The organism is Acinetobacter sp. YH12205, assembly GCF_013418125.1.
GTDB classification, from domain to species: Bacteria; Pseudomonadota; Gammaproteobacteria; order Pseudomonadales; family Moraxellaceae; genus Acinetobacter; species Acinetobacter towneri.
In genome coordinates this window covers 25,448-49,659 of sequence record NZ_VPCQ01000004.1, presented here as the reverse complement: position 1 = coordinate 49,659, position 24,212 = coordinate 25,448, and the positions used below count along the sequence as shown (strand labels likewise).

General features: G+C 41.0%; 21 protein-coding genes. 9 read left to right on the top strand and 12 right to left on the bottom strand.

What is annotated here, in order from left to right; translation table 11 throughout:
* Positions 1 to 12: 12 nt before the first annotated feature.
* The 4 genes from FTU92_RS06345 to acnD all read right to left on the bottom strand — a co-directional run bounded on the left by FTU92_RS06345 (position 13) and on the right by acnD (position 4,510).
* On the bottom strand, positions 13 to 156 hold the full coding sequence (locus FTU92_RS06345) for a hypothetical protein (protein ID WP_096901556.1): 144 nt from the start codon (positions 154 to 156) through the stop codon (positions 13 to 15).
* A gap of 106 nt (positions 157 to 262) precedes the next feature.
* A complete protein-coding gene (locus FTU92_RS06340; protein WP_180095925.1) occupies positions 263 to 1,000 on the bottom strand; it encodes a hypothetical protein in 738 nt (245 codons plus the stop codon).
* Positions 1,001 to 1,819: a hypothetical protein gene (locus FTU92_RS06335; protein ID WP_180095923.1), complete on the bottom strand. Its 819-nt coding sequence runs from the start codon at positions 1,817 to 1,819 to the stop codon at positions 1,001 to 1,003.
* 84 nt (positions 1,820 to 1,903) lie between these two features.
* On the bottom strand, positions 1,904 to 4,510 hold the full coding sequence (acnD, locus tag FTU92_RS06330) for a Fe/S-dependent 2-methylisocitrate dehydratase AcnD (RefSeq protein ID WP_180095921.1): 2,607 nt from the start codon (positions 4,508 to 4,510) through the stop codon (positions 1,904 to 1,906).
* A gap of 256 nt (positions 4,511 to 4,766) precedes the next feature.
* On the opposite strand from acnD, the gene FTU92_RS06325 reads away from it, so the two are divergent.
* Both FTU92_RS06325 and FTU92_RS06320 read left to right on the top strand, forming a co-directional pair.
* On the top strand, positions 4,767 to 5,489 hold the full coding sequence (locus tag FTU92_RS06325) for a folate-binding protein YgfZ (RefSeq protein WP_004972410.1): 723 nt from the start codon (positions 4,767 to 4,769) through the stop codon (positions 5,487 to 5,489).
* Between the two features lie 186 nt (positions 5,490 to 5,675).
* Positions 5,676 to 6,482: a tetratricopeptide repeat protein gene (locus FTU92_RS06320; protein ID WP_131260788.1), complete on the top strand. Its 807-nt coding sequence runs from the start codon at positions 5,676 to 5,678 to the stop codon at positions 6,480 to 6,482.
* Positions 6,483 to 6,584: 102 nt separating this feature from the next.
* Here the strand turns inward: FTU92_RS06320 and FTU92_RS06315 are convergent, their stop codons facing one another.
* Positions 6,585 to 7,517 (bottom strand): AEC family transporter, encoded by a 933-nt coding sequence (locus FTU92_RS06315; RefSeq protein WP_096901559.1) that lies wholly within the window; start codon positions 7,515 to 7,517, stop codon positions 6,585 to 6,587.
* 123 nt (positions 7,518 to 7,640) lie between these two features.
* Complete coding sequence (locus tag FTU92_RS06310; RefSeq protein WP_180095919.1) at positions 7,641 to 8,777, bottom strand: NADH:flavin oxidoreductase/NADH oxidase; 1,137 nt, start codon at positions 8,775 to 8,777, stop codon at positions 7,641 to 7,643.
* Positions 8,778 to 9,065: 288 nt separating this feature from the next.
* Between FTU92_RS06310 and mutM the strand changes: the two genes are divergently transcribed.
* Complete coding sequence (gene mutM / locus FTU92_RS06305; protein WP_180095917.1) at positions 9,066 to 9,926, top strand: bifunctional DNA-formamidopyrimidine glycosylase/DNA-(apurinic or apyrimidinic site) lyase; 861 nt, start codon at positions 9,066 to 9,068, stop codon at positions 9,924 to 9,926.
* A complete protein-coding gene (locus FTU92_RS06300; protein WP_096901561.1) occupies positions 9,923 to 10,201 on the top strand; it encodes a peptidylprolyl isomerase in 279 nt (92 codons plus the stop codon). The genes mutM and FTU92_RS06300 overlap by 4 nt, the downstream gene beginning before the upstream one ends.
* A 91-nt stretch (positions 10,202 to 10,292) precedes the next feature.
* Here the strand turns inward: FTU92_RS06300 and mscL are convergent, their stop codons facing one another.
* Positions 10,293 to 10,724, bottom strand: a complete 432-nt coding sequence (gene mscL, locus FTU92_RS06295; protein ID WP_180095915.1) for a large conductance mechanosensitive channel protein MscL — start codon at positions 10,722 to 10,724, stop codon at positions 10,293 to 10,295.
* A 196-nt stretch (positions 10,725 to 10,920) separates the two neighbouring features.
* Positions 10,921 to 12,756 carry a translational GTPase TypA gene (gene typA, locus FTU92_RS06290; RefSeq protein ID WP_180095913.1) on the bottom strand — a complete coding sequence of 612 codons (1,836 nt, stop codon included), beginning with the start codon at positions 12,754 to 12,756 and terminating at the stop codon, positions 10,921 to 10,923.
* 172 nt (positions 12,757 to 12,928) lie between these two features.
* Here typA and FTU92_RS06285 point away from each other — a divergent pair, with 172 nt between their 5' ends.
* The 3 genes from FTU92_RS06285 (at position 12,929) to FTU92_RS06275 (ending at position 16,862) form a co-directional block, all read left to right on the top strand.
* Complete coding sequence (locus tag FTU92_RS06285; RefSeq protein ID WP_180072165.1) at positions 12,929 to 14,299, top strand: uracil-xanthine permease family protein; 1,371 nt, start codon at positions 12,929 to 12,931, stop codon at positions 14,297 to 14,299.
* A 65-nt stretch (positions 14,300 to 14,364) separates the two neighbouring features.
* The gene (locus FTU92_RS06280) at positions 14,365 to 15,402 is read left to right on the top strand and encodes a methyltransferase (protein ID WP_104853089.1); all 1,038 of its coding nucleotides are present in this window, start codon (positions 14,365 to 14,367) and stop codon (positions 15,400 to 15,402) included.
* Complete coding sequence (locus FTU92_RS06275) at positions 15,399 to 16,862, top strand: amino acid permease (protein WP_096901564.1); 1,464 nt, start codon at positions 15,399 to 15,401, stop codon at positions 16,860 to 16,862. The genes FTU92_RS06280 and FTU92_RS06275 overlap by 4 nt, the downstream gene beginning before the upstream one ends.
* 502 nt (positions 16,863 to 17,364) lie before the next feature.
* Here FTU92_RS06275 and omp38 read toward each other — a convergent pair.
* Positions 17,365 to 18,402: an outer membrane protein Omp38 gene (gene omp38, locus FTU92_RS06270; RefSeq protein ID WP_180051963.1), complete on the bottom strand. Its 1,038-nt coding sequence runs from the start codon at positions 18,400 to 18,402 to the stop codon at positions 17,365 to 17,367.
* Positions 18,403 to 18,777: 375 nt separating this feature from the next.
* Between omp38 and FTU92_RS06265 the strand changes: the two genes are divergently transcribed.
* Positions 18,778 to 19,296 (top strand): GspH/FimT family pseudopilin, encoded by a 519-nt coding sequence (locus FTU92_RS06265; protein ID WP_180095911.1) that lies wholly within the window; start codon positions 18,778 to 18,780, stop codon positions 19,294 to 19,296.
* Between the two features lie 130 nt (positions 19,297 to 19,426).
* Positions 19,427 to 20,602, top strand: a complete 1,176-nt coding sequence (locus FTU92_RS06260) for a thiolase family protein (RefSeq protein WP_180095909.1) — start codon at positions 19,427 to 19,429, stop codon at positions 20,600 to 20,602.
* 131 nt (positions 20,603 to 20,733) lie between these two features.
* On the opposite strand, the gene FTU92_RS06255 is transcribed toward FTU92_RS06260, so the two are convergent.
* The 3 genes from FTU92_RS06255 to FTU92_RS06245 all read right to left on the bottom strand — a co-directional run bounded on the left by FTU92_RS06255 (position 20,734) and on the right by FTU92_RS06245 (position 24,149).
* Positions 20,734 to 21,720: a diaminopimelate dehydrogenase gene (locus FTU92_RS06255; RefSeq protein WP_004972441.1), complete on the bottom strand. Its 987-nt coding sequence runs from the start codon at positions 21,718 to 21,720 to the stop codon at positions 20,734 to 20,736.
* 307 nt (positions 21,721 to 22,027) lie between these two features.
* A complete protein-coding gene (locus tag FTU92_RS06250) occupies positions 22,028 to 22,513 on the bottom strand; it encodes a DUF934 domain-containing protein (protein ID WP_004972443.1) in 486 nt (161 codons plus the stop codon).
* Positions 22,506 to 24,149, bottom strand: a complete 1,644-nt coding sequence (locus FTU92_RS06245; protein WP_004972445.1) for a nitrite/sulfite reductase — start codon at positions 24,147 to 24,149, stop codon at positions 22,506 to 22,508. Before FTU92_RS06245 ends, FTU92_RS06250 begins: the two co-directional genes overlap by 8 nt.
* Positions 24,150 to 24,212: the final 63 nt, after the last annotated feature.

Sequence of the window (24,212 nt, the reverse complement as noted above, 5' to 3'; positions counted from 1 at the left end):
AAGTCGTGTAGCTTAGGCAACCTTGTTGTTATATTCGGTGCCATGGCATTTGGTACACGGTGGTAGACGGTCTGTACCAATTTCTAAGTAAACGCGATGCCCGCATTGGACACAAAAATAGAAGCCTGTTCCTGGTTTATCACCTGCAGTTACCATCTTTGTTCTCCGTGTGGTTTAGAAATGGTCAATCCAGTATATCTATTCTGTGATGATTGTCTATTGTCCATTTTGACAGGTGATGATGGCAATTGGGCGAAGCCCACTAGTAGGGATTTAATAGCAAATTGAGATCATTCAAAATAGATTGAAAATCAGTATGGTTATTTAGATACCTAGTAGATTCAAAATCTAAAAATTGCATTGACATTATAATGAGACGAATATGAGCAAACTCAGTAAAATTTACTAAAAGTCTATAATATTTTTCTCTTTCCTCCTGTGTAAATCCATTAATATCTGATAGATGTTCGTCTATCAGCTTAACAATCACGTAGAAGCACCTAATTTGGCTAAATATATTATTTTTATTATTGATCTCGTCTAAATAAATTTTAATCTGTTCATCTGTATACGAGTTCTCTCTAAATTTTTGAATAATTATTTCTAATTTATCTACAGCTATATCCTTTGCAAAAGTCCTCGTCTCGCTTGCAGATAAGTTTAATTCCACTAGAAAATGAGAGAAATAGCCATTCTTGACATCAATCAGGTTAAAGAAAAGGTTTTCAAAACTTTTCAAGCTCTCTGTTCGCTTTGTATTCTCAATTTGCTCAATCAACTTTCTGTTAGATTGATTTTGTAAACTTAGGGATTTAATTAATAAAATTATAGAAATAAATCCAAATAATGGATTTAGAAGTCCACCAATGAAATCACCTAACTGCCCCCATACTGCTTGGTCTTTGGATAAAGGAAAGCCTAAAACCATATAAAATTGGTAGATATAGCTAGAAAATGCTAAAAATAAAGCAATTCCAGCGGCCCAAATATAATTTTTCATTTAGGCAAACTCTTTAAAAATATATTTTACAATACGTCCATCACCCAATTTTACAGGTGAAACTTTTAAATCTAGGTATGACCAGTTTTCTTTATCCGCACCCATAATATGATTAAGATTTCCAGAAAAAATTCTCTTTGTCTCAACTGGTAAACTTTCAAATACTTTTCCGAATCCAAATGCAACAGTACTATCTGCATTTTGCATTTGAATTCTCCCATTACCAGTATGTACATTTAACTTTGTCACTGCCGCTTTGATATCTATAATCTCATTTTGTTCCACAGCATTAAGTGCTTCATAAGTAGTAGCATTAAAATTTTGAATTAATACAGGTTCATGAGCATATTTTCTATATCTAATTTTTAAGGAATAACCAAATGCTCTATGAATTTTATGTAATGTTCTTAATGGATTTCTTAATTTTTTCATCAATTGCTTGATTGTTCTATTAGATAACTGCTCTAGGACGGCTAGTGCTTCTTGGCTTAACTCTTTTGGATCCTCATACAATGCTTCAGATATAAAATGCTCAACGAGCTCAACAAACGTATCTTTCCCCATCTTTCTTAAAGCTAAAATCGCATCTCGATCATGAGGCTCCAAACTAAAAACTTGACCATAAGAACCTTTAAAGTTCTTCTCTAAGTTAGTCCTTACATCATTTCTATGAGTTTTTCGATCAGCAAGGTCATCAGTTAATAAAGCCTCACCGATTAATCTAAATGTATCAGAAACACCTTCCAAACTTTCAAGACCAGTTTTCATGTCAATTGAAAAGTCTTCAGAATCGATTAAAAAATCAAACTTAACATTCATACTAATCTCAAATATTTTGCTTTTCAAAAACTTAAATATAATAAAGCCTTTATTTAAAACATAAAGGCTTTATTAATAAAATTATTAAACCAAATTCCCCTCTAAAAAGTCCTGCGCAAAGCGTTGCAATACACCGCCCGCCTCATACACAGATACTTCTTCTTCGGTATCTAAACGACAAGTTACTGGCACTTCAATTGTTTGGTTTTTACCATCATCCGTTGAACGCTCAATCACCAAAGTCAAAGTCGAACGTGGCGCAATATTACCAATCACGCTATAAAGTTCCGTACCATCCAAACCTAAAGTTTTACGGTTAACACCCGCTTTAAACTCAAGTGGCAATACGCCCATACCCACCAAGTTGGTACGGTGAATACGCTCAAAACCTTCAGCCACAATCGCTTCCACACCCGCAAGACGCACGCCTTTTGCAGCCCAGTCACGGCTTGAACCCTGACCATAATCTGCACCCGCAATAATAATTAACGGCTGCTTACGGTTCATATAAGTTTCAATCGCTTCCCACATACGCATTACTTCGCCTTCTGGCTCAACACGCGCTTTAGAACCTTGCTTAATTGTGCCGTCTGAACGTACCACCATTTCATTAAACAATTTCGGATTCGCCAAAGTTGCACGCTGTGCAGTCAAATGATCACCGCGATGCGTTGCATAAGAGTTGAAATCTTCTTCTGGCAAGCCCATTTTTGCCAAATATTCCCCTGCTGCCGAGTCTAAAATAATCGCATTCGATGGAGATAAATGGTCTGTGGTGATGTTATCGCCCAAAATTGCCAACGGACGCATATTGGCTAAAGTACGTGGCGCAGCCAATGCACCTTCCCAATATGGTGGACGGCGGATATAAGTACTTTGTGGACGCCAGTCGTAGAGTGGACTTTCAGATTTTTCCGACTCTCCCAAATCGAACATTGGAATGTACACTTGGCGGAATTGTTCAGGTTTAACCGATTCTTTCACCAAAGCATCAATTTCAGCATCAGATGGCCAAATATCTTTCAGATAAATCGGGTTACCATTTTGATCTGTGCCCAAAGCATCTTTTTCGATGTCAAAACGAATCGTTCCTGCAATCGCATAAGCCACAACCAACGGTGGCGATGCCAAAAATGCTTGTTTCGCATACGGATGGATACGACCATCAAAGTTACGGTTACCCGACAGCACAGCAGTCGCATACAAGTCACGGTCAATAATTTCTTGTTGAATCGCTGGGTCTAATGCACCAGACATACCGTTACAAGTAGTACATGCATAAGCGACAATACCAAAACCAAGTTTTTCTAAGTCTTTCAGTACGCCTGCTTCTTCCAAATACAATGCAGCCGCTTTAGAACCTGGTGCAAATGATGATTTCACCCAAGGCTTACGCACTAAACCTAACTCATTGGCTTTACGTGCCAACAAACCTGCTGCTACAGTATTACGCGGGTTTGAGGTATTAGTACAAGAGGTAATCGCAGCAATGATGATGGCACCATCTGGCATTAAACCATCAGTACGGTTTTCAACCACACCTGCAATGCCTTTTTCTTTTAAGTCTGCAGTTGAAACACGCGCATGCGGATTCGATGGGCCTGCAATGTTACGAGTTACTGTTGAAAGGTCAAAACGTAATACACGTGGATACTCTGCCTGTGTCATTTCAGATGCCCAAAGACCAATTTCTTTAGCATAAGTTTCAACCAGTTTGACCTGATCTGCTTCACGACCTGTTAAGGTTAAATAGTCGATGGTGTTTTGATCGATGTAGAACATAGCGGCAGTTGCACCATATTCAGGTGTCATGTTGGAAATCGTGGCACGATCCCCCACCGACATGCTATCTGCACCTTCACCAAAGAATTCTAAATATGCACCGACCACACGTTCTTTACGCAAAAACTCGGTTAAAGCCAATACAATGTCCGTTGCCGTAATACCAGCCTGACGCTGACCGACCAACTCCACACCAATAATGTCTGGCAGACGCATCCAAGAAGCACGACCCAACATCACGTTTTCAGCTTCAAGACCGCCTACACCTACAGAAATGACACCCAAAGCATCGGTATGTGGTGTGTGTGAGTCTGTACCCACACAAGTATCTGGGAATGCAATGCCTTCACGGTTTTGAATGACTTGTGACATTTTTTCCAGATTAATCTGGTGCATGATGCCGTTGCCTGCAGGAATCACATCAACATTTTCAAATGCAGTTTTCGTCCATTCAATAAAGTGGAAACGGTCTTCATTACGACGATCTTCCACTTCACGGTTTTTACGGAAAGCATCTGGGTCAAAACCGCCATATTCCACAGCTAAAGAGTGATCGACAATTAACTGGGTAGGTACGACAGGATTCACTTTAGAAGGATCGCCACCTTGATCGGCAATTGCATCACGTAAACCTGCTAAGTCAACGAGCGCAGTTTGCCCCAAGATGTCGTGACATACCACACGCGCTGGATACCACGGAAAATCATGCTCTTGTTTACGCTCAATCAATTGTTTTAAAGATTGTTCTAAAATTGCAGGATCACAACGGCGCACTAACTGTTCTGCAAGTACTTTTGAGGTATAAGGAAGTTTGGCATAAGCGCCTGGCTGGATATCTTCAACGGCTTGTCGCACGTCATAAAAATCGAGCTGAGTGCCTTGCAGTGGTTTGCGGTAGTTGTTATTCATCTGGTATTCGCCCTTACTCTATTGTTCTCAACATCTTATGGGATGATTGTTTCCACCCGTCGAAAGCATTGTACGCTGCCAAAAACCCATTTCCCAAATCCTATATATTTCATACACTTAAATATAAAAACAGGGGTTTTTGAAACATTTAATTACATTTTGAGTAAAATTCTTGCCCTAAAAATGCTTTTTTTTGAAAAATAGCGCAAAATTGACCTCATTCTTTAGTCTTAGATTTCAATGTGAAAGGTTATTCATGCGCGATTTAGCTTTCAGTGCTTTAAGTTTAAACGGTGTCGATGCACAAAAATTCCTGCAAGGTCAGGTAACAGTCAATGTCGAAACATTAGCTGAAAATACAACCTGTTATACCGCAATTTGCAGTTTAAAAGGACGCGTTCAGTTTGGCTTCTGGCTTAAAAAAATCTCGTCCGAATGTTTTGAAATCATCAGCACAGCCGACCAAGCCGAAGATTTAGCCAAACACATTAAAAAGTTTGGTGCATTTTCAAAAATGCAGCTTGAAACCATCGGTACGGTTTACCCAACCATTCAGGGCAATCAAACTGAATTTTCAGCTGAAGTGACTGATTTAAACGCATGGCAACTACAAGCGATTGAAACAGGTCAGGCATGGATTCAAGCCTCAACAGCAGAAGTGTTTCAACCGCAGGAATTGCGTTTGCATCAACGAGATGGCGTGCATTATGACAAAGGCTGTTATTTGGGTCAGGAAGTCGTGGCACGTTTATGGTTTAAAGCCAAACCAAAACACTGGTTGCATTTAATTCAGGGTTCAGGCGAAGCCCCTGCACCTGCCGCCAAACTGAATAATGATGTGGAAGTGGTGAATAGCATAGCGACTGCAGAAGGTTTTAAAGCGTTGGTGGTTGCCAAACCAAGTGCTTTGGAAGAGTTAGCTGTACAAGTATTGGCTTTGCCTGAACATTTGAATGGCGATGTTGCACGTCCGCAATAAAATAGATTCCACCCGCTCAGGTTAAGGGAGTCGCAAGATTCCCTTCAAATGACAATGAAAAAGCATTCGTACACATTTTTTATATTTACATTCACACTTTTCAACTTATGATGAATGCACCACTGTAAAAACAAAACGCACATCAACGGAATGATGTGTAAAAGAGAACAAGGTACAACTCAAATGATGAAAAAACTACTCATTGCGGGTGCAATCGCCCTATCTAGCAGCATCAGTATGGCAAATAGCAACATTCCAACCGATCCTGCTTTTGCCAAAATTGAACAATTAATTCAAGCCAACAAGGTTAAAGATGCCTATCAGGAATTAGAAAAGCTTGCCAAAACAGGCAATGCGCAAGCCATGTATAACTTAGGCTATTTGACACAAACTGGACAAGGCACAGCAAAAAATGAAAAGAAAGCCATTCAGTTGTATGAGCAATCTGCCCAAAAAGGCTACCCAGTTGCGAGTTATGTTTTAGGCAAAAACTATCTTACTGGCGCACTGGGTTTAAAACAGGATGCTGCTAAAGCCAAACAATATTTACAGACGGCATCCAATCAGGGTTTTAATGATGCCACAGTCGATTTAGCCGTTTTATATTTCTCGGAAAATACGGCAGCATCTGACCAAAAAGGTTTAAAACTATTACAACCTTTAATTGCCAAAGATCATTATCAAGCCATACATGCAAAAGCCTTGTACGAAATTAGCACAGGCTTTAAAAACAAAGATGAAGCACCAATTAAGCAAGGGCTGCAAAGCATTCAAAACTTGGCGCAAAAGGGTTATATTCCTGCACTCATGGCAGTGGGCAATATGTTTGTGAATGGCAATATCGTGCCGCAAAACTTGCCTGAAGCGAAAAAGATTTTTGCCTCACTGGCACAGGAAAATGTAGCGCAAGCCAAAGAATCATTGGCTGTGGTTGAAAAAATGATGGCAGATCAAGCCAAAGCTTCCAACAAGGCAACCGCTAAGAAAAGTTAAGATAGTTTCTTTATAAAAGCTATTAATCAGAGAAATTTTTAAAAAAGTCTGTATCAGCATGGTACAGACTTTTTTTATGATTTGAGCACTTCGATACCGATGCTATAAATACTTACCCGATTGTGTCAATAAAATCGCCACCATCACAAAACCAAAAACTGTACTCAACACCAAGGGGGCTAAGGCTTTTTCATGTAAACCATAGTGCTGCCCGAAAATACCAAAGGCAATTGGCATTGGTAAAGCCGCAAGCAAAGTCCCGACAAATAGCATTTCTCGGTTCACATCTAATGCCCATAAAATTCCAAAAATCGTGAGTGGCATCAGCAATACTTTGAATGCAACCAAAACAATACTTTGCAAATTCACCGACTTGATTTGCATGCCGACCAAACTTCCACCTATCACAAATAAAGCCAAAGGTGAAGCAGTTTTGCCCAACATTTCCAGCACTTGTGCAATAGCTTGCGGCAGTTTGAAATTCAACAATACGCACAGCATACCCAATAAAATAGATAAAATTACTGGATTTTTCAGTAAGCGCTGCACAGTTTCGGCATACACCTGCCAACCTGATTTCGCTGAAGATTGTAGCCCTCGTTCTGCCAAAATCAGCATCAATGCCACAATAATTAAATTTTCGACAATTAAAGTTAAAGACAAATAAATTGCCGATTGACTGCCAATCAACAAAGTCAAAATAGCAGTGCCAATAAACCCTGTATTTGACATTGATGCACCCATTGCCAAGACACTGGCATGGGTTAAGTTTGAATTAAAATAATGCCGATACAGTAAAAAGGCAAAGATAAACAGCAGAATAGAACCGCCACCGTAACCTAAAAAATAAGCGGGATGCCAGATTTCTGACAAACTTTTACTGGCCAATGCCTGCAATAGAAATGCAGGCAACGCCACTTTCATGACAAATTGACCTAGAAACTGAATCGCACTGGTCTCAATAAATTGGCTTCTGACGGCAAAATATCCCAACAGTACTACGGTACAAATGGGAAATAAAATACTCAGTAACACCCTGACATCCTTTTTCAGTGTTGCCCATGATCGACATGGTTTTACTGATTTAGCTTACACCGAAGCTCCCGATAAAGCACGGCAAAATAGTTTAAGTTTCACTTATTTTAAGCAGATAAAATATTAGGATTCCACTTCCGTATCTGTGGATTTAAACGGCGCAAATAAAGTACGAAACCCATGCGGCTGACAGCGCAAATATTGCGGGGCAATCTCAATTTTTTCACCCAATTCTGCCGCAGCATGCCATGGCCAACGAGGGTCATATAAAATCGCACGTGCGATCGCAATCGCATCGGCCTGTTCATATTGCAAAATACCTTCTGCCTGCATCGCTTCGGTAATCAAACCCACCGCAATTACAGGAATTTTTACAGCTTGCTTAATTGCATGAGCAAACGGCGTTTGATAACCCGCATGCACATCAATTTTTTGATCGACATGCAAACCTCCGCTAGACACGTGAATATAAGCCGCACCTAAATGCTCTAGTGCCTTTGCCAAACCCACAGAAGATTCCACATTCCAGCCATCTGCATCATCCATCCAGTCTGTTGCAGAAATTCGCACGCCAATTGGATAGCCTTTTGGTACAGCATTTTGAATGGCTTGAAATACTTCCAATGTAAGGCGAATCCGATTTTCCAAACTGCCGCCATATTCATCTTGGCGGTGATTAGACAATGGCGACATAAATTGATGCAATAAATAGCCATGTGCGGCATGAATTTCGATTAAGTCAAAACCTGCATCCACCGCTCGCACTGCGGCGCTGGCAAAGTCTGCAATGACCTGTTGAATTTCATCTTGCGTTAAAGCATGCGGTGGATGTTCGTGCGATTGAAATGGCAACTCACTGGCCGATACCGTCTGCCAGCCATGTTCTTCATTCGGTGCAAACTGTCCTTTGCCCTGCCACGGTTTATCGGTTGAAGCTTTACGACCCGCATGTGCCAACTGCACAGCAAATGGCATAGGCGATAAACTTTTAACTTTATGCAATAGTGCTTTCATCTGCGCACGCTGCATGTCATTCCATAAGCCTAAATCTGCATAACTAATACGTCCTTCTGCCTGCACTGCCGTGGCTTCTACTATACACATCCCTGCGCCGGACAAGGCATAATTGGCCCATTGCTGCTCATGCCAATAGCTCAATTCACCTTGTTCATTGGCAGAATATTGACACATCGGGGCGATAACAATTTTGTTGGCAAGTTGCAGTGATCCAAATTGAATCGGCTGAAAAAGTAATGTCACGCTGCAAGCCCTCATACAGTGCGATTCACCAAAAGCGAATCATTAAATAAAAAAGAAGTAATCACTCAGAATCTGCCATCTGTTTTAGATGGTTTTTCTATAATAGATGTTTAAAAATGATTTATTTATAACGTGTTGTATGGTTTTTGCAAAGCCTGCTTTTGTTTTACACAGAATAATTTTGCGACAGCACACTATGGCTTGTATTCTATGGATAATGCCCAATATTAAGCGCATTACTGTATGTCCTTGCCTGCTTAATTTCTAAAAGCGGATTGAATTTGTACCATGCCAGAATTACCAGAAGTTGAAACTACCAAAACTAGTCTATTGCCGCTACTTGATCAAAAAGTCCTGAATGTAGAAGTACGTCAAGCCAATTTACGCTGGCCCATTCCAGAAAACCTACATAAACTCACAGGACAAAAATTACTGCAATTGACCCGCAGATCCAAATACATTCTGGCGCAATTTGAACGGGACAGCATGTTGTGGCATTTAGGCATGTCGGGCAGTTTTCGTCTTTGCGATGCGCAGGAAGATTTACGCAAACACGACCATTTGATTATTCAGTTTGAAGATATACAATTGCGCTACCACGACCCACGTCGCTTTGGCTGTATTTTATGGCTAGATGAAAGCTCGCAACAGAAACTGATTGATCCACTTGGCCCTGAGCCGTTGAGTGACGCTTTTAACCCAGACTATCTTGCACAGAAGCTCAAAAACAAAAATGTTGGCATCAAAGTTGCAATTATGGATAACCATGTCGTGGTGGGCGTTGGCAATATTTATGCCACGGAAAGTCTGTTTAATTTAGGTATTCATCCTGCACAGCCTGCGTCATCTCTCAGTTTGAAGCAAATTGAAAAACTAGTGCTCGAAATCAAACGCATTTTAAAACAAGCGATTGATTTAGGCGGTTCGACCTTACGTGATTACAGCAATGCGATGGGCGAAAATGGCTATTTCCAACAAACCTTGTTGGCGTATGGACGTGCAGGTGAAATGTGTGTGAACTGTGAAACCACACTAGAAAATTTAAAACTGGGCCAACGTGCCTCGGTATTTTGTCCTGAATGTCAGCCTTTGAAAAAAGTACCCACCGCGACCAAAGCTGCAACAAGCAAACGAGGTAAAAAAGTATGAGAACCGCTATTGTGCGTCATATTTTAGTGAAAGATAAAGAAACCTGTGAACAACTGAAAAAGCGGATTCAATCAGGTGCTGATTTTGCCAAAATTGCCAAACAATTTTCGACCTGCTCTTCAGGAAAAAAAGGTGGGGAATTGGGTGAGGTCAAAAAAGGACAATTGGTACCCGTCATTGATAAATTAGTGTTTACCGCAGCAGAACGCGTACTACACGGACCTGTAAAAAGTCAGTTTGGTTTTCATTTGGTAGAAGTAAAGTTTCGGATGTAATTTTTATGCCTTCAGCGCCTCCCCATCCTAGAGAATAGGGTGCAAACAAACGGCGCATAAAGCGCCGTTTGTTTTGATTGCGTATTAAAAATTATTGACGTTTTTTCAATTCATCACGAATTTCACGTAGCAACGCGATATCTTCTGGAGTCGCTTCTGGAGTTGGCTCTTCTTCTTTCTTACGACGCATTTTGTTCATCAATTTCACTAACCAAAACACCACCCATGCCAATAGGATGAAGTTAATCAAAATGGTCATGAAATTACCGTAATGGAAAATATTCAAACCTGCTTCCTGTGCTGCAGTAAGCGTCTGAATATTATTTGGGTTATCACCTAAAATCAGGAACTTATTGGTGAAATCCACATCTCCACCCAGTACCCATGAAATCAGTGGCATGATCACATCTTTAACCAATGAATCAATGATTTTACCAAACGCGCCACCAATGATTACACCAACCGCCAAATCCATCATATTGCCTTTAATGGCAAACTCTTTAAATTCTTGAATAATACTCATACGGCTCTCCAGTATTTTTATGAGTTAATTTTGTGACGCAGCATACATTATATTATGTTACAAATTGAGTTTGTATTTATAGCATTATGTAATTTTACACTTTGGTCAAGATTGATTTTGTGTTCAAAATACTCGCCTAGTTGGCATAAAAAAACCGCTAAACGTATTTAGCGGTTTTTTGAATCACAACCCGATATTATTTATCGCGGTTACGTTTACGTTCGTTTTCAGTCAACCAACGTTTACGGATACGGATTGACTTCGGTGTTACTTCAACCAGCTCATCATCTTCAATAAATTCAAGCGCTTGCTCAAGCGTGAATTCAATTGCAGGTACCAGTGTCAACGCATCATCTGTACCAGAAGCACGTACGTTTGTTAACTGTTTCGCTTTGGTTGGGTTAACCACCATATCATCTGAACGAGAGTTAATACCAATGATCATACCTTCGTAAACTTCTAACTGAGGCTTGGCGAATAAACGACCACGGTCTTGCAAGCTGAACAATGCATAACCCAAGCACGTACCTTGAACCATAGAGATCAACACACCGTTTTGACGTTTGGCAACTTGACCTGCTTTCATTGGGCCATAGTGTGAGAAGCTTGACGTCATGATACCCGTACCAGAAGTCATGGTCATGAATTCAGAACGGAAACCAATCAAACCACGTGAAGGAACAGTTGCTTCAATACGGATACGACCTTTACCGTCTACTTCCATATTGGTCATTTCGCCTTTACGGTTACCCATTTGTTCCATTACAGCGCCTTGGTGCTGTTCTTCAACGTCAAATGTTACGTTTTCGTATGGTTCTTGCATTTCGCCGTCAATCTCTTTCAAGATTACTTGCGGACGAGAAACACCCATCTCGAAGCCTTCACGACGCATGTTTTCGATCAATACTGAAAGGTGAAGCTCACCACGACCAGACACTTTGAAACGGTCAGGACTGTCAGTATCTTCAACACGTAGTGCTACGTTGTGGATCAATTCGCGGTCAAGACGTTCACGAATATTACGTGAAGTCACGAATTTACCTTCTTTACCAGCAAACGGTGAGTTGTTAACTTGGAATGTCATAGACACTGTAGGTTCGTCTACAGAAAGTGGTGGCAATGCCTCAACTGCTTTAGGATCACAAATTGTGTCAGAGATATGAAGTTCGTCCATACCTGTTACACATACAATATCACCTGCAGAAGCTGATTCAACGTCGATACGCTCTAAACCGTGGTAACCCATGATTTTTAAGATACGACCGTTACGTGTTTTACCATCTTTGTCGATCACAGTCACAGGTGTGTTCAATTTTACTGAACCACGTTGAATACGACCAACACCGATAACACCAACGAAGCTGTTATAGTCAAGTGAAGACACTTGCATTTGGAATGGACCATCAACATCAACTGCTGGTGGTTCAACGATGTCTACAATTGTTTCAAACAATGGAGTCATATCTTCAGCAAGCTCTTCTGGAGAAGGACCTGCAACACCACGAAGACCTGAAGCATAAACCACTGGGAAGTCTAACTGTTCGTCAGTACCGCCAAGGTTATCGAACAAATCGAATACTTGGTCAATTACCCAGTCAGGACGCGCGTTTGGCTTGTCTACTTTGTTGATGATCACGATTGGCTTCAAACCGCGTGAGAACGCTTTTTGCGTTACGAAACGTGTTTGTGGCATTGGGCCTTCTTGTGAGTCAACCAAAAGAAGCACGCAATCCACCATCGACATTACACGTTCAACTTCGCCACCGAAGTCGGCGTGTCCCGGGGTGTCCACAATGTTAATGCGGTATTCAGTATCAGTACGTTTGTCTAACCATTTGATTGCAGTGTTTTTTGCAAGAATGGTAATACCACGTTCACTTTCAATAGCGCCTGAATCCATGACACGCTCAATCTCGCCCGCTCGTTCACCGAGTGCGCCCGATTGTTGTAAAAGTTTATCCACAAGAGTTGTTTTTCCGTGGTCAACGTGCGCAATAATTGCGATGTTGCGGAGAGTTTTAATATCAGACATTTAAATTCAATACGCTATAAATTTGAGGGCAAATTATACAGAAAAATACTAAAGTTTTATAGTGACACTTTATTGACACACACAATTTTTTTTGATGAGTGGCGTGCTTTGGGTTTTGTAAAGCTGTGTAACTCGATTAGAATAGCGCCACTTTTGCAATTTTTTATGACTCATGTCTGATTTAAACCACTCTCCCCACCCAAAAGACCAGCTCGATTTGGTCTATGGTCTGAATGACCGTCCAAAACCATTCATCGCTTTTTTAGCAGCTTTTCAGCATTTACTGGCAATTATTGTTCCAATTGTCACACCAGGTCTCTTAATTTGCTTGGCTTTAGGTGTTTCCAAACAAGATACCAACATGATCTTGTCAATGTCTTTGGTCATTTCAGGCATTGCAACCTTTTTACAATGTAAAAAAGTCGGCCCTTTTGGTGCAGGTTTGCTCATTGTGCAAGGCACCAGTTTTAACTTTATTGGCCCAATCATTGGTATTGGCTCTGCTATGGTCGCCGCAGGCACACCTGTTGAATCCGTCATGGCGGCAATTTTTGGCGTGGTCATTGCAGGTTCGTTTATTGAAATGGGCGTATCGCAAATTTTACCGTGGGTCAAAAAGCTGATTACCCCATTGGTCACTGGTATTGTGGTACTTCTCATTGGTTTGACCTTAATTAAAGAAGGTTTAATCAGTATGGGCGGTGGCTACCAAGCCATGAGCAATAATACCTTTGCCAATACCGACAACCTGATTATGTCGTGTACCGTCTTGGCAATTATTATTATTTTGAACCGCATCAATATTACGTGGATTAAAAGCTCTGCCATTTTAATTGCCTTGGTGATTGGTTATGCAATGGCAGGCATGATGGGTCATCTCGACTTTTCAGGTCTGAAAGATGCCCCTCTGGTACAAGTGCCGACTCCGATGCATTTTGGACTGGATTTCTCTTGGAGCTTATTCATTCCATTGGCATTTATTTATTTGGTGACGTCATTAGAAGCCATTGGTGATATTACCGCGACCTCTAAACTCTCCAATCAACCTGTCGATGGCCCACAATGGATACAACGCATTAAAGGCGGTGTATTGGTAAATGGCGCTAACTCATTCTTGGCAGGGATTTTCAACACCTTTCCAAGTTCGGTATTTGCCCAAAATAATGGCGTGATTCAACTTACAGGTGTTGCTAGCCGTTATGTCGGCATTTGGATTGCTGCCCTACTCATCATTTTAGGTTTACTTCCTGCAGTTGCAGGTGTGATTCAGGCTGTGCCTCAAGCCGTACTAGGTGGTGCTGTGATGGTGATGTTTGGTGCCGTTGCCGCTTCGGGAATCAATATTCTTTCAGGTGTCGCTTTAGATCGTCGTGCCTTGCTGATTATTGCAATTTCATTGGGCTTAGGTTTAGGTGTTGCACAAGTGCCACAAATTCTGGAACACTTACCTGAATTATTCCGTAATATTTTCAGTTCAGGCGTTGCAACAGGCGGTATTGCAGCACTCATTTTAAATATTGTGCTTCCTGAAACTAAAAAGTAATTGCATGTCCAAAAAACACTGTCTGAGCTGAACTTAGACAGTGTTTTTCTATTGGAGAGAGAACCATGAACCCCCAAAGCGAAGTTTTACTCAGACAATACGACTATTTGTCTGGTCGCGTTCTACTGATCAATGCCCCGACCGATCAACTCCTCGCAGAATTGGGTGACTCAATCCAAGCTTCTGTTTGGACATGGAATTTTAACGACTATCAATACTTTCAAAATCAACAGGCGCAAGTGCATTTTGGTGCAGAATTGCCTGTCGGTGAATTTGATCAGGCTGTTATTTTTGTGCCGAAATCCAAGGAACTGCTCAATTACCTGATTCACACCATTGCCGCACAACTCCCACAAGGCAGCAGCGTATTTTTAGTCGGTGAAAAGAAAGCAGGAATTGAACGGGCTGCAAAGCAATTACAACCTTATGGCAAAACACTCAAACTAGATAGCGCCCGCCACTGCCAACTATGGCAGCTGATTTTAGACTGCAAGGTTCAAACTAAAACCTTAGCAGATTGGGCGAAAAACTATACAGTTGCTACACCTAAAGGTGATTTACAAATTAGTGCCTTGCCGGGTGTATTTAGCCAAAAACACTTGGATGTTGGCACGGCTGTATTATTGCCTTATTTGAATCAGGTTACTGCTGGAAAAATTGCAGATTTTGGCTGTGGCGCGGGTGTGATCAGTGCTTACTTAGCCAAACTTAACCCTGAAAATCGTATTTTTGCTTTAGATGTCGATGCCTTTGCTTTAGCGTCAACGCAAATGACGTTTGAAAAAAATCAGCTCAATCCACAACAACTTGAAATTAAAGCCGTGACAGGCATTGAAGATGCACCGCTATTTTTGCATGCCATCGTGAGTAATCCCCCGTTCCACCAAGGCATTCAAACACATTACGATGCCAGTGAAAATCTGTGTAAAACCTCACGTCGTCATCTGAAATCGGGTGGTGAACTTTGGATTGTGGCCAATCGCTTTTTGAATTATCCACTCTTAATTGAACAAAGTTTCGGTCAATGCACAATCAAGGCAGATCAACAAGGCTTTAAAGTGCTGTTTGCCAGCACGCAGAAAAATACAAAGGAAGTAGGATGAGCGACTCACACAACAGTAGAAAACTGCAGCGTAAGCTCGGTGCGCGTCATTTAAACATGATCGCCATTGGTGGCTCAATTGGTACAGGTTTATTCCTTGCTTCAGGTGCGACCATTGCCAATGCAGGTCCTGGTGGCGCCTTGCTTGCGTATGCCCTAATTGGCGTCATGATTTATTTTTTGATGACCAGTCTAGGCGAACTTGCAACGCATAATCCAACTTCAGGCGCGTTCTTTACCTATGGCAGTAAATATGTCGAAGGTGGTTTCGGTTTTGCACTAGGTTGGAACTATTGGTACAACTGGGCCATTACCGTGGCATTTGAATTGGTTGCGGTGCAATTCATCATGAAATTTTGGTTTCCTGATATTCCTGGCTTTTACTGGAGTGCATTATTTTTAGCGGTGGTTTTCGCAATTAACGCATTAACCGTCAAAGGTTTTGGTGAGTCTGAGTTCTTCTTTTCTTTGGTCAAAGTACTTGCGATTGTGGCATTCATCATTATCGGTATTTTTATGATTGTCAAAATCATGCTCAACCCTGATGTTGCTACATTTGCCAATTGGAGCAAAGGCGAAGCGCCATTTGTAGGTGGACTATCTGCCTTAATTGGTGTGGCGATGATTGCAGGATTCTCATTTCAAGGTACTGAAATGGTTGGCGTTGCAGCGGGTGAATCTAAAAATCCTAAGAAAACCATTCCAATTGCAATTAAACAAATCTTCTGGCGTATTTTGTTGTTTTATATCGTGTGTATTTTTATTATTGGTACCTTAATCGCCTATGATGACCCACGTTTACTTCAAGCAGCCGCCACCGATAACATTGCACTCTCTCCGTTTACTTTACTATATGAACAGGCAGGCTTTGCCTTTGCCGCAAGTGTCATGAATGCAGTAATTTTAACTGCGATTCTTTCTGCTGGTAACTCGGGTATGTATTCATCGACCCGTATGCTATTTGATATGGCACGTAAAGGCAGTGCACCAAAAGCTTTTGCCCGCTTGGATGCTCGTGGCGTCCCAATGAATGCACTGTATGCCACAACAGCAATCGCTGCACTATGTTTTTTAACAACATTTATTGGCGAAAAACAAGTATTTAACTGGCTTCTGAATATGTCAGGCATGTGTGGTTTTATCGTTTGGCTCGGAATTGCTGTATCGCATTATCGCTTCCGTAAAGGCTATTTGGCACAAGGCTACAAACTTGAAGATTTAGATTACCGCGCTAAATTTTTTCCTTTTGCGCCATGGTTTGCCTTTATTTTGTGTGCAATTGTTGTATTAGGGCAAAACTACCAAGCAGTACTTGAAGGTGAATGGCTCGCAGTTTTATCGACTTATATTGGTATTCTTTTGTTCTTGGTCATTTGGTTAGGCTATAAATGGAAACACAAAACCAAACTGATTGCATACCAGGATATGGATGTGAAACCACTACACCCTGATCATGACTAAAAAAGTTCTTCTTCTATTTCACTTCATTTAAGAAGCTAAGGTTCAAAAAAACAGCCAACATTTGGCTGTTTTTTTAGGGTAAATTTAAACCAAATTCGATTTACAACATATTTTGTTATCATTATTACGGCGAGAGATCACACCACAAACTGCTCAATGTTGATTTTATAATCGCTAAACAACGACTTGATCGACTGATAGACATCGAGTACATATATCTTATTTTAAAATTTTGATCTGCAACGACGCTTTGGAGTTTTTAAATGAATTGACGATAAACTCGCTATAAAAATTCGACTAAGTTTACGAGTCAACAAACCGAAATATTAAGCACCATCAGCCTCTACTTTATTTACTCATTATTCTAATAATCATACTTTTACAATATTTTTTAAACGTATTGAATGTAAATTATTTCAGGCACTCTTTAATCCAAACACCTCATAAAAAAAGAAGTATAAAAAAACGACTCCGAAGAGTCGTTTTTTCAACTTAACTCAAATTATTGAGCTTGTTGTTCAACAGTCACTGTACGGCTGCCAGTGATCGTCGCAAATACACGACGGTTCATAGCACGACCTTCTTTAGTGTTGTTGTCAGCAATCGGTTGATCCCAAGCGAAACCTTGAGTAGACAAACGAGCTGGATCTACATTGTATTCATTTACAAGTGAAGATTTAACAGAGTTCGCACGAGCTAAAGATAAACGTTCGTTCAATGCACGTGGACCAGTGTTGTCAGTGTGACCTTCGATGCGAGCAGTAGCGTTTGGATATTCAACTAACTTCTCAGCAACTTTAGCGATTTCTGGCTTGTACTGATCTTTGATGTTTGATTTGTTCGTATCAAAGAACACACGAAGTTCCATGTTCAAGTCTTCAGTCAACTCTTGTGGAGCTGGTTGAACTGGAGCAACTGTTTCAACTGGAGCAACTTCTACTACAGGAGCAGCTGGCTTCAAGTGACCGCCAAGAACTACGTTAAGACCAGCTAAAGCTGTGTAGTTCCAGAATTTTTCGTCAAAGTGGTAAGTACCACGTGCTTCTGTACGAAGAGATAAAGCATCGTTCAAACGGAAGAACGCACCTACACCAGCATTACCTAAAGTACCTTCTTCACCGTCACGGTATGCCAAAGCAGGGTGATCAAAATCATACTTATAGTGACCAGCACCTAACAATACGTATGGCTTGATTTTGCTGTCATAGTTTTTTGTGATCAAGTCAGAAGTCGCATAGAAGTTACCTGCGATGTTCTTCGCTTTATATTCACCACGGTTTGTATCAACATCACCTTTCACTTGGCTATATTCTGCTTCAAAACCTAACCAAGGAGTAAGCTCAACACCAAGCGCAGCACCTACGAATAAATCATCCTGTAGTTCTGGACCATTTGTTAATTCCCCATCACTACCGCCATTGTTATGCTGTGTATCAAACATAGTATAACCAAGCATTAATGGGGTAACAGTTACGCCCGCGTTTGCAGCAGCTAAAGGAGCAGCTACGAGCATTGCTAATGCAATACGACTCATTTTCATGGATTTATCCTCCAGAGATAACAATTGTTGTTCAAGCTCAAGCCTAAATTTTCGACTACCCTGAGATAGGCTTTCTTATACCCCAGTATTATTTTTAAGCTAGTCACTTTGAATCATACAAACACTTTATTACTTTTCCAAGTGCTTGATAATTTTAATCAAGTAAATTATTGACAAAATTACTTACAATTTCCGTTGTAATTCGGTAACTTTCTACTCAATTTTTTATTGTGAATAGCTTATCTTTCCTGCGCTTTATTTTAACAGCTTTCTCGAAAGTTGTTTAATATTTATTATACAGCAGATAAAGCGCTATAAAACAACGAATTACTCAAATTAATCATAAAAAAACATAACAATAACAGGTATAGACTTATGTCGAATATAAGCAAAAATGGCTTCACGCTGTTTGAATTGATCGTCACGTTAGCGATTAGTGCGATTTTAATCATGGTTGCCCTGCCCTATTTTCATCAGCTGATGGCACAACAAGAACTCAAACGAATTCAGTACTCATTGCTGTCTAGCCTGAAAATAGCACGCTCCCATGCCTTCACCCATCATAGTAATGTTGTGATCTGTCCAACACATGACTTTAGCCAATGCAGTAAGCAAAACTGGAATACGGGTTTTATGATTTTTATTGATCGAAATAAAAATCGTCAGATAGACAACAATGAATACATTCTTTATACAGAAAAAACTGCACTTAAATACGGAACTCTGGATTGGCGTGGCACTTTAAACATACCCAGTGTAACTTTTAATGCACAACAAGGTTTGCCGATCGGCTCGAATGGTAGTTTCTTTTACTGCTCTACTCACGTCGCGAGCAAACGACTGGTGCTTAGTAAAATGGGGCAAACTCGAGCTGAAGACATCAATGGATGTTAACTGAGCAGTCTAAATGATCTTTATATTGTCACTTTATTCTCATCTTTTTTTGCCTATACTGCTGAGGTGATCTATTCCTGCTTGGAATTAAATCTAGACAAAAGCACATATAAAAAACTGGGAGAATAAAATGACGGATATCGTTATTGTAAATGGTGCACGCACTGCAATGGGTGGCTTTCAAGGCAGTTTAGCCAATGTGACTGCACCAGAATTAGGTGCGGCAAGTATCCAAGCGGCCATTCAACGTGCGGGGGTACAAGCAACAGAAATCGATGAAGTCATTATGGGCTGCGTCCTGCCTGCAGGCTTAAAGCAAGGCCCTGCTCGTCAGGCGATGCGTCAAGCAGGCTTACCAGATTCTACAGGTGCGGTCACCATCAACAAACTCTGTGGTTCTGGTATGAAAGCTGTCATGCAAGCAGCCGATGCAATCAAAGCAGGTTCTGCCTCAATCATTGTCGCTGGTGGTATGGAGTCGATGAGTAATGCACCTTATATTCTGACTAAAGCACGTGCAGGTTACCGCATGGGACACGGTGATGTGAAAGATCACATGTTCTTAGATGGCTTAGAAGATGCAGAAACAGGGCGTTTAATGGGCTCATTCGCACAAGATATGGCCAATAGCAAAGGCTATACCCGTGAACAAATGGATGATTTTGCGATTCGCTCTCTCAAACGCGCGCAAACTGCCGTAAATGAAGGCTATTTTGTCGATGAAATTGTGCCTGTACATGTTTCAACACGTAAAGGTGATGTGGTTGTCGATAAAGACGAACAACCATTTAATGCCAATATTGAAAAAATTCCAACTCTTCGTCCAGCTTTTGCCAAAGATGGCACGATTACCGCAGCCAATGCCAGCTCAATTTCAGATGGTGCTTCAGCCTTAGTCCTAACGTCTGCAGAAAATGCAGCAAATAAAGGTTTACAACCATTAGCAAAAATTGTGGCTTATGCCACCAATTCACAACACCCATCTGAGTTCACCATCGCCCCTGTTGCTGCAATTCAAAAAGTATTGGATAAAGCAGCTTGGCAAGTTGCAGATGTAGATTTATGGGAAATTAATGAAGCTTTTGCTATGGTCACCATGTGCCCAATGGATGAATTCAAACTAGATCCTGAAAAAGTGAATATCAACGGTGGTGCATGTGCGCTTGGGCATCCTGTGGGCTCTACAGGTTCACGTATTATCCTAACTTTAATTCATGCGCTTAAACGTACAGGTGGCAAGCGTGGTGTGGCTGCTCTCTGTATTGGTGGTGGTGAAGCAACTGCGGTCGCGATTGAATTACTTTAAGTGCCTTGCAACCCCTATTTCGTAAAGAGGGATTGAGGTAGATTGAATAAAGTCATTCCCTAACCCTTCTTTATTCAAAAAGTAAAAAGACGAATCATTGATTCGTCTTTTTGCTTATAGCTTTAAAAAGTTTAGAGCAATTCTGCACGCAACTGTTCAGGCGATTTCATTGACAATAAACCTGGCGCAACATCATAAGCAGTTTTTGCACCATATTGCTGCATTTGGTTTAAACGATAGCAAGCACGTGCATAAGCCACCAAAATACTCGCGGTAAACTCAGGATTGCTGTCTAACTTCAATGAGAATTCAAGCACTTGTTTTTGTTCATCGCTGGTATTACCACTGCGAATGACAAAACCACCATGTGGCATGCGTTGGTGATCTTTGGCTAAAGTCGCTTCATCAATGAAATTTACGGTTGTGTTGTAGTCAGCGAAATAATCTGGCATGGTCACAATCGCTTGCTCTACCGCAGCAGCATCGGCACCTTCTGCAAGTACGACATAACATTCACGAGTATGTTTATCTTTGGTGCTTAATACAGGACGCGCACCGCTACGCACTTGTTCAATGGCATCATTCGATGGAATGGTATATTGCACACCTGCTTTTACACCATCAACACGACGAATGGCATCTGAGTGACCCTGACTTAAACCTTTACCCCAAAAAGTATAGGTTTCACCATCTGGTAACAACGCTTCACCAAATAAACGATTAATCGAGAACATGCCTGGATCCCAACCAATTGAGATGAGTGCAGTTTTCTTGTTCGCTGTCGCAGGTGCATCTACAGATGCATAATATTCAGGAATACGTGCATGCGTATCGAAACTATCGACAATATTAAATTGGCTCGCCAGTACTGGACCTTGTTGTGGCAAGTCGTCTTTTGAACCACCACATAAAATCAGCACATCAATTTTGTCTTGAAAATCTGACAATGAATCCATGTGAAACACTGCTGTTTCAGCAAAACATGGTGAAACGCTTTCAGGCGCACGACGGGTAAAAATACCCACCAATTGTAAATCTGGGTTTTTATGAATCGCCGTTTCAACACCACGACCTAAGTTGCCATAACCAGCAATACCAATACGGATAGAATTTTGCATAAAGACAAATCACTTCATCATGAAAAAATTGAAAAATAAATCAGAGGATAATCACATCAAATTATCGTCTTGATTGATTTTTGATAATGTAAAAATAACGCCTATATAAGACTGCGATGCTACATCAGCGTGCTTATACTACAGCACTTTGCGGTAAATTAAATCATTAAGAAGTGCGATAAAACAAGCCGTTTGATCATTTTAAGGCAAACAAAAAGCCTGCACATGGCAGGCTGTTTGTAAATGTGTGAACCGCGATATTTCGATAAAATCTATCTACATTTCGATGAAATCCATCATCAATATATTACGCACCTGTTTGATAATTTGGTTTTGGCACTGCGGTAGAAGCTTGATAAGGATGGGTAAAGTCCGCCAAACCTGCTGCAGCTTCTTGCACATCTTTACCTTCTTTAATCACGAAAGTATCGAAACCTGCACGCTTCATATAATTTAAGACGTCTTTAAAGACATCACCGACTGCGCGAAGTTCACCCTGAAAGCCTTGACGGCGTAACAATGCCGCAAAAGAATAACCACGGCCATCGTTAAAACCTGAAAATTCAATAAAAATTGCATCCAGTTCTGCCAATGGAAATTCATGGTTTTCAGGCGAAGCATCTACCGTTAAATATAGGGCTTTTTTACCTGAAATTTGTGCCAACTGATCAAGCTGTTCAACGCTGAGCACCACATCACCTTGCGGTAATGCTGCATCTTCAGCAATCACTTGATAAGTATTGTCTGCAATCGTGCCATCTTTTGCGAGCACAGGTAGTGCAGTATTAAGCATAAGCGCGCTCCTTAAATGGTTGAATGCCGACACGGCGATAAGTGTCGATGAAATCTTCACCTTCACTACGCAAATCTAAGTAGGTATTTAAAATTTCTTCCACCACATCAGGAATCACTTCAGCAGCAAAAGATGGCCCTAAAATATCACCGATTGACGCATCATGGTCTGCATGCCCGCCCAAAGTGATTTGGTAGAATTCCGCGCCTTTTTTATCGACACCTAAAATCCCGATATTACCAACGTGGTGATGACCACAAGCGTTCATACAACCTGAAATATTTAAATCCAGTTTGCCAAGATTATAAATGGTATCCAAATCATCAAAACGGCGTGAAATGGCTTCTGAAATTGGAATAGATTTGGCATTGGCAAGTGAACAGAAATCACCACCCGGACAGCAAATAATATCGGTAATAAAGCCAATATGCGCGCGCGCCAAGTTATTGGCATCGAGCACTTGCCACAATGCAAACAGGTCTTTTTGTGGCACATCTACCAAAGCAATATTTTGCTCATGCGTGGTACGCAACTCACCAAAGGTATATTGATCGGCTAAATCTGCAATCAGATTCATTTCTTCTGTCGTCATGTCACCCGGTGCAACACCTGCACGTTTCAATGAAATGGTGACAATACGATAGCCTTGTACTTTGTGCGCATTGGTGTTGATGTTGAACCATTGCTTGAATTTTGGATACTGCGCAAACAGCTCGCTAAAATCTTCATCGGCATAGTTTTGATAAGCAAATGGCGTGAAATTTTCATCCATTTTTTGCAAAGTTTCTGCATCAATTTTTAAGGTTTTCACCGTATGTGCAAATTCAGCTTCAACTTTTTCTGCAAATACTGCTGGAGTTAAGGCTTTTACCAAAATTTTGATACGTGCTTTATATTTATTGTCGCGACGACCATGCAAGTTATAAACACGTAAAATAGCTTCTAAGTAAGCAATCAAATCTTCACGTGGCAAGAACTCACGAATAAAGCTACCGATAATTGGAGTACGACCTAAGCCGCCACCAACTTTAATTTTATAGCCAATTTCGCCTGCTTCATTTTTAACAATATAGACGCCAATGTCATGAAATGCAGTCGCAGCACGGTCAATTTCTTCCAGTGCAGACACCGCAATTTTGAATTTACGTGGCAAGAAGGCAAATTCAGGGTGGAAAGTCGACCACTGACGAATTAATTCACAGGTTGGACGTGGGTCAGCAATTTCGCCCGCCACGACACCTGCATACTGGTCTGTGGTGGTATTACGAATACAGTTACCCGAAGTCTGAATTGCGTGCATTTGTACGGTTGCAAGCTCTGCCAGCATGTCAGGCACATTTTCCAGTGCAGGCCAGTTAAACTGAATATTTTGACGTGTTGATACGTGCGCATAGCCACGGTCATAGTCTTTGGCAAGCTGCGCAACTTTACGCAATTGCTTAGAGTTCATCAGACCGTAAGGCACCGCAATACGCAACATTGGCGCATAGCGTTGTACATACAAACCATTTTGCAGACGCAATGGACGATATTCATCCTCAGTCAATTTGCCTGCTAAATAACGTTCCGTTTGGTCGCGGAACTGTGCAACACGTTCATTAATCAGTTGCTGATCGAAATCAGTATATAAATACATGGCGTACAGCTAGTCATTTCTATTATCACGGCTGACAGCATAGCGAGATTCAATCTATCAACA